The organism is Mesorhizobium sp. M7A.F.Ca.CA.002.09.1.1, assembly GCF_003998555.1.
Classification (GTDB): Bacteria; Pseudomonadota; Alphaproteobacteria; order Rhizobiales; family Rhizobiaceae; genus Mesorhizobium; species Mesorhizobium ciceri.
The window spans coordinates 1-6,571 of record NZ_RZRR01000244.1 but is presented as its reverse complement, the minus strand read 5'-3'; the positions used below and the strand labels follow the sequence as shown (position 1 = coordinate 6,571).

At 64.6% G+C, this 6,571-nt stretch carries 8 protein-coding genes; 6 read left to right on the top strand and 2 right to left on the bottom strand.

The features are described from left to right. Nucleotides 1-143 precede the first annotated feature (143 nt). Nucleotides 144-881 carry a tellurite resistance TerB family protein gene (locus EN994_RS13210; RefSeq protein WP_024502721.1) on the top strand — a complete coding sequence of 246 codons (738 nt, stop codon included), beginning with the start codon at nucleotides 144-146 and terminating at the stop codon, nucleotides 879-881. 257 nt (nucleotides 882-1,138) lie between these two features. Further along, nucleotides 1,139-1,894, top strand: a complete 756-nt coding sequence (locus tag EN994_RS13205; protein WP_063168939.1) for an SDR family oxidoreductase — start codon at nucleotides 1,139-1,141, stop codon at nucleotides 1,892-1,894. Between the two features lie 101 nt (nucleotides 1,895-1,995). Here EN994_RS13205 and EN994_RS13200 read toward each other — a convergent pair whose 3' ends face one another. Continuing rightward, nucleotides 1,996-2,370 carry a YciI family protein gene (locus tag EN994_RS13200; protein ID WP_013529744.1) on the bottom strand — a complete coding sequence of 125 codons (375 nt, stop codon included), beginning with the start codon at nucleotides 2,368-2,370 and terminating at the stop codon, nucleotides 1,996-1,998. A 152-nt stretch (nucleotides 2,371-2,522) separates the two neighbouring features. Then, a complete protein-coding gene (locus EN994_RS13195) occupies nucleotides 2,523-3,707 on the bottom strand; it encodes a pyridoxal phosphate-dependent aminotransferase (RefSeq protein ID WP_024502719.1) in 1,185 nt (394 codons plus the stop codon). Nucleotides 3,708-3,790: 83 nt separating this feature from the next. Between EN994_RS13195 and EN994_RS13190 the strand changes: the two genes are divergently transcribed. From EN994_RS13190 to EN994_RS13175, 4 genes are all read left to right on the top strand, one after another. Next, a complete protein-coding gene (locus EN994_RS13190) occupies nucleotides 3,791-4,477 on the top strand; it encodes a GNAT family protein (protein WP_063170329.1) in 687 nt (228 codons plus the stop codon). 10 nt (nucleotides 4,478-4,487) lie between these two features. Beyond that, complete coding sequence (locus EN994_RS13185) at nucleotides 4,488-5,456, top strand: cation diffusion facilitator family transporter (RefSeq protein ID WP_063168938.1); 969 nt, start codon at nucleotides 4,488-4,490, stop codon at nucleotides 5,454-5,456. Between the two features lie 89 nt (nucleotides 5,457-5,545). Next, nucleotides 5,546-5,758, top strand: a complete 213-nt coding sequence (locus tag EN994_RS13180) for a hypothetical protein (RefSeq protein WP_013529748.1) — start codon at nucleotides 5,546-5,548, stop codon at nucleotides 5,756-5,758. A gap of 16 nt (nucleotides 5,759-5,774) precedes the next feature. Further along, a partial coding sequence (locus EN994_RS13175; protein WP_164745896.1) for an SDR family oxidoreductase occupies nucleotides 5,775-6,571 on the top strand: 797 nt, incomplete at its 3' end.

Genomic DNA, 6,571 nt, shown 5'->3' with positions numbered 1-6,571 from the left:
GGGCAGGGGGCCGCATATCGGCTCCTGATCCAGCATCGTGCTGCTGCAAAGCGGCTGCCTGTCATTGCAATGTCAAGTTTCGGGACCTACGTCTTCGACGTTCGAAACCCGCCCGTTGGCCGGGCAAATCCTGGAGGCACTGAATGTTCGATCCCAAGAAGCTTCTCGACGATCTGCTCGGCTCGCAAATCCCCGGCACCAGCGGCACCGTTCGCGACAAGGCGGGGCAGGCCGTGCAGATGGCCAAGGACAATCCGCTGGCCGCCGGTGCGCTGGCCGCGGTGCTGCTCGGAACCGGTACTGGCCGCAACGTGACGGGCGCCGCGGTGAAGCTTGGCGGACTGGCCGCGATCGGCGGCCTCGCCTACAAGGCCTACCAGAATTACAAGGCCGGCAACGCGCCCGCGGAAGCACCGGCGGCCGGTGAACCGGAATTGCTGCCGCCGCCCAAGGATACCCCCTTCCACCCGTCGCAGGCGCCGCAAGGCGAGGACGAATTCACGCTGACCCTGGTGCGGGCGATGATTTCGGCGGCGAAGGCCGATGGCCATATCGACGATGAAGAGCGCCAGAAGATCGCCGGCAAGCTCAGCCTGGCCGGCATAGGCTCCGACGCCGAAAAGTTCCTGATGGCGGAGCTGGCAAGCCCGCTCGACCTCGACACGCTGGTGGCCGGCGCCAAGACCGATGCGCAGAAGCTCGAACTCTACACGGCGTCGCGCCTGACCATCGATCCCGACACACGCGCCGAGCGCGGTTATCTCGACCTGCTTGCCGGCCGGCTCGGCCTGCCGGACGCGCTGGTCGACCATGTCGAGGCGACGGTTTCGGCGGCCAAGGTGCCGGCCAAGGCCGGGACGTCACCCAATCCGCGCTGGTAGGCCAAAACGGCACAGGGGGCACTTTCCGGGTTAACCGCTCATTAACCCAGCAAGCGCATCATTCAACACAGTCGGATCGGCTTTTCCTCCTCCCAAGCCCGGTTCAGATCAGGGGCGGTCGCCAATGGCCGCCCTTTTTGTCGGTCCGGCCGGATGGACACGCTTGCCATCGCCGCCGTCATTTGCGATGCCTTCCTTTTCGAGCCAACCCCCCAAAATCAGTCGAGCAAGCGCAGCGCTGCCGGAGGACAATAGCCATGACCGAGCAAAGAACCGCCATCGTCACCGGGGCCGGCACGGGCATCGGCAAGAGCGTCGCCACGGCGCTGCTCAGGGCCGGCTGGAACACGGTATTCTGCGGACGCCGCAAATCCGTGCTGGATGCAGCCGTGGCTGAGGCCGGGTCCACCGACGCCAAGGCCCTGGCGGTTGCCTGCGATATCAGCAAGGCAGGCGAGGTCGACGATCTGTTCGAGACCGTGGCGGCGGCCTTCGGCCGTGTCGACCTGCTCTTCAACAATGCCGGCATGGGCTACAAATCGACGCCGATCGACGAGATACCGGTCGAAGTGTGGAACGATATCGTCGGCGTCAACCTCACCGGTTCGTTCCTGTGCGCCCGTGCCGCCTTTGGCGCCATGCGCAAGCAGAAGCCGATGGGTGGCCGCATCATCAACAACGGTTCGGTGTCGGCCTATGCGCCGCGCCCGGGCTCGGTGCCCTACACGGCGACCAAGCATGCCATCACCGGACTGACCAAGACGCTGGCGCTCGACGGTCGGCCCTATGACATCGCCTGCGGCCAGATCGACATCGGCAATGCGCTGACCGACATGGCGCAGCCGATGACGGTCGGTGTGCCGCAGGCCAATGGCTCGATCGCAGCCGAAGCGGTGATGGATGTTCAGCGCGTCGCCGACGCCGTCGTCCACATGGCCAGCCTGCCGCTCGACGCCAACGTGCTGTTCATGACCGTGATGGCGACCAAGATGCCGTTTGTCGGGCGTGGGTGAGCAGCCCGGTTCGCGTAAGCGAATTCATCGTGCCAGTGGCACGATGAAAGGCCGGCGAACGCTGGGACGCTGCGAAGCAGCGGGGACCCAGCCGGATGGTTTTATTTCCCGGCCAGCGGCACGCCGGGCTTGAACAGCAGAATGGGCCTGATCTCGTAAACGGCGGTGGGATTGACGCGGCGAAGGTCGCGGGCGATCGCGATGGCCTCGTCTCGCGTGGCGCAGTCGACGACATAGAGCCCGAGCAACTGTTCCTTGGTTTCGGCGAAAGGACCGTCGATGATCACACCGTCGCCCGGGCCGCGCAGGGTGATGGCATCCTGTGTTGCGCCCAGACGCGCGGACGGCCCCAGCGTGCCTTCCTCATGAAGCCGGGTGTTGATCTTCAGCAGGTCGGCCATAAGTGCTGCATCTTCCTGCGGCGTCAGCGCCTTGATCGCATCTTCCACGTGATAGGCAAGGATTGCGTAGAACATTTTATGTCACCTGCTTCGATCCTGATCCAGGGAGCGTAGCGGTTCCCGACACGCCCGCCCAGCCTTGGCCGTGCGTGTCCGGACAGATCATGACACCATCATTGTCGCCAGCCGCAACCACCCGGAAAGAGGCCACCGGCCTGCTTTGAAGCCTACTTCGCCAGGAACGCTCCGATCCGCTCCAGCGCGCGCAAGATGTTCTCCTCGGAATTGGCGTAGGAGAGCCTGATATAGCCTTCGCCGAGAATGCCGAAATCGGGACCGCCGATCAGCGCCACGCCGGCCTCGTCGAGCAGTGCCGAGGCGAGCTTCTTGGCCTTCCAGCCGGTCTTCGAGACGTTGGGGAAGGCGTAGAACGCGCCCTTGGGCGTGATGCAGGATATGTTGGGCAGGGCGTTCAGTCCCTCGACGACGATCTTCCGGCGGCGGTCGAAGGCGCGCATCATCTCGTCGACGTCGTCCTGCGGGCCGTCGATGGCGGCGATGCCGGCAAACTGGCTCGGCGCGTTGACGCAGGACCAGCAATTGACCGCCAGCTTGCGCACCTTGTCGTAGAGATGGGCGCCCTTGTCGCCATTCGGCCAGATCGACCAGCCCATGCGCCAGCCGGTCATCGCCCAGGTCTTCGACCAGCCGTTGAGCACGATCAGCCGGTCGCGGATTTCGGGAAAGCCGAGCAGCGAGCAATGCGTCTCGCCATCATAGGTCATGACGTCGTAGATTTCGTCGGAGAGGATGGCGACCTGCGGATGCGCCTCCAGCCCCTTGACCAGTTTCTCGATCTCGGCGCGAGGCGTGACGCCGCCGGTCGGATTGGCGGGCGAGTTGAGGATCAGCAGCCTGGTCTTCGAGGTGATCAGCGCCAGCGTCTCCTCGGCCGAGAAGGCAAAGCCGTTTTCTTCGCGCATCGGCACGGGAATGGGTGCCGCACCCGTGAACTCGATCATCGAGCGGTAGATGGGAAAGCCGGGGTCCGGGTACAGGATCTCGGCGCCGGGCTCGCCGAACATCAGGATCGCGGCGAACATGGTCGGCTTGCCGCCGGGCAGGATCATCACCGTTTCGGGCGATATCTCGACACCGGTGGTGGTCAGCGTGCGGCGCACCACCGCCTCGCGCGTCGCCAGCAGGCCATTGGCCGGCGTGTAGCCGTGATGGCCGTCGCGCAGCGCCTTGATCGCCGCCTCGACGATGTGCTGCGGCGTCTTGAAGTCGGGCTGGCCGATGCCGAGATTGACGATGTCGCGGCCTTGTTGGGCAAGTGCTGTGGCCCTCGCAAGCACGGCGAAGGCGTTTTCCTCGCCAAGGCGGTCGAAGGCCGAAATCGTGTGGAGCATTTTTCCCGTCCGTGTGGTTCTTGCTGTTGGGTCGCGTTTTTGTGAGCCTCAGCCCGCAAAAGTCAAACGGATTGGAGCATTCGGTGTCGGAAAATCTCAGGGATTGGCAACCGCGTCCGCGGCCTGAACGCAAGACCATCGACGGTCGATACGTCCGGCTTGAACCGCTGAGCGCTGCAAAACACGGCGACGGCCTCTATGAAGCGTCCTCCGTGTCCGATATCGACGACCGCTTCGCCTGGTTGCCCGATTATCCGCCGGAGACCCGCGCCGCCTTCCAGCCATGGCTGGACAAAGTCGAGGCCAGCGAGGATCCGCTGTTCTTCACCGTCATCGACAAGGCCAGCGGCAAGGTCGCCGGACGCCAGACGCTGATGCGCATCGATCCGGCCTACGGCGTCATCGAGATCGGCAACATCTATTGGGGACCGCTCATCTCGCGCAAGCCGGGAGCAACCGAAGCGCAGTTCCTGTTCATGAAATACATCTTCGACGGGCTCGGCTATCGCCGCTACGAATGGAAGTGCAACAACCGCAACGAGCCATCGAAGCGGGCGGCCGAGCGGTTCGGCTTCAAGTTCGAAGGCATTTTCCGCCAGCATCTCATCGTCAAGGGTGAAAACCGCGACACTGCGTGGTATTCGATCATCGACAAGGAATGGCCGGCGCTGCGCAGTGCCTATGAGGCGTGGCTCGATCCGGCCAATTTCGATGGCGACGGCCGGCAGAAGCGACGGCTCGAGGATTTTCGCGCGGAATTCGGCGCTTAGGAGTTCACTATTGGCACATACCCACGATCACACCGGGCACGGTCACGGCCCTGGTCATGTGCATGGCTCGACCGACAAGAAACGCGTTCTGATCGCAGCCTGCCTGACCGGCGGCTTCATGGTCGCCGAGGCGCTTGGCGGCATCCTCACGGGCTCGCTGGCGCTGCTGGCCGATGCCGGCCACATGCTCGCCGATTCGATCGCGCTCGGCCTTGCCTGGTATGCGTTTCATCTTGGCGGCCGGCCGGCGACCGTTCGCCTCACCTATGGCTTCGGCCGGGTCAAGACGCTGGTGGCCTATACCAACGGCATCGCCATCTTCGTCATCGCGCTGTGGATCGTCTATGAAGCCTGGGGACGCCTGCAGGCGCCGGCGCCGGTGCTTGGCGGGCCGATGCTGGTGGTGGCGATCCTCGGCCTGCTGGTGAACCTCGGCTCGTTCTTCGTGCTGCATGGCGGCGACCGCGAGAGCCTGAACATGCGCGGCGCCATCCTGCATGTGCTTGGCGACCTGCTCGGCTCGGCGGCGGCCATCGCGGCGGCGCTGGTCATCCTGGCGACCGGCTGGACGCCGATCGACCCGATCCTGTCGGTCCTGGTTTCACTGCTGATCCTCTACACGGCGTGGTCGCTGATGCGGGAGGCCGCCCATGTCCTGCTCGAGGGCGTGCCGCCAAGCCTCGACCGAGATCTGATCGCCAGGGATATCCAGACGACGATCCACGGTGTACGCGAAGTGCACCACATGCATGTCTGGTCGCTCGACGGGACCAGCAATATGGCGACGCTGCATGCCTGTCTAGACGAGGGCGTCGATGCGCATCAGGCGGTGAGTGCCGTCAAGAAGCGGCTTGCCAGCGAGCACGGCATCAGCCATGCCACCGTGGAACCGGAATTCGGGCAATGCGCCGACGATGGCGACGAGCACGACCACGGGCACGAGCATGAAGCGGCTGCATATCACGACCACCATCACTAGGACCGGATCGATCGATGTCGATCGTCCTGCCTCAGGAGTTGCAAAACCTTGAAAACCAGCTTGACGAACGCCCATCCTCCGGACGCGGCATGATGGACCGCGACACCAGGAACGCGGTCATCGCTGCCGCGTGGATCATGCTGCTGTTCGGTATAGGCGCCTACTATCTGCCGACCGTGATGCTGGCACTCGGCAGCCTTTCCACTGTGCTGGCCGGCGCCTTTGGCATCGTCTTCGTGCTGGCGTTCTTCTCGGTGTTCTGGCTGCGCGCCCGCAACCAGCGCAAAAACCAGGGTAAATAGGCAAGGGATCTTCGACATGCGCATTCTGATCACTGGCGCCGCGGGTATGGTCGGCCGCAAGCTCATCGCCCGGCTGGCCAAGGACGGGACGCTGCGCGGGGGCAAGATCACCGCGCTCGATCTCCACGATATCGTGCCGCCACAGGCGCCGAGCCTGGATGGCGTCAGCGTCACGCTGCACACCGGCGATCTCGCCGAAGCGGGTGCCACCGAGCGCCTGGTCGCATCGCGCCCCGACGTCGTCTTTCATCTCGCCGGCATCGTATCCGGCGAGGCGGAGGCGAATTTCGAACTCGGCTACCGCGTCAATCTCGATGGCACGCGCGCCCTGTTCGATGCCATCCGGGTGGCGGGCTTTGCGCCGCGCGTCGTCTTCACCTCGTCGATCGCGGTGTTCGGCGCGCCGTTCCCGGACGTCATTCCCGATGACTTCCATCCGACGCCGCTGACCTCTTATGGTACCCAGAAGCAGATGAGCGAAGCGCTGCTGGCCGACTATTCCAGGCGCGGGTTCTTCGACGGTATCGGCATCCGGCTGCCGACCATCTGCGTGCGGCCGGGCAAGCCGAACAAGGCGGCGTGGGGCTTCTTCTCGGGCATCATCCGCGAGCCGTTGAGCGGCCATGAGGCGATCCTGCCGGTGCCGCGCTCGGTCGTGCACACGCATGCCAGCCCCCGCTCGGCGGTCAACTTCCTGATCCATGCGGCGGGGATCGACGGCAGCGCTGTCGGGCCACGCCGCAATCTGACCATGCCCGGCGTCGCCGTCACCGTCGGCGAGCAGATCGAGGCGCTGGAACGCATCGCCGGGCA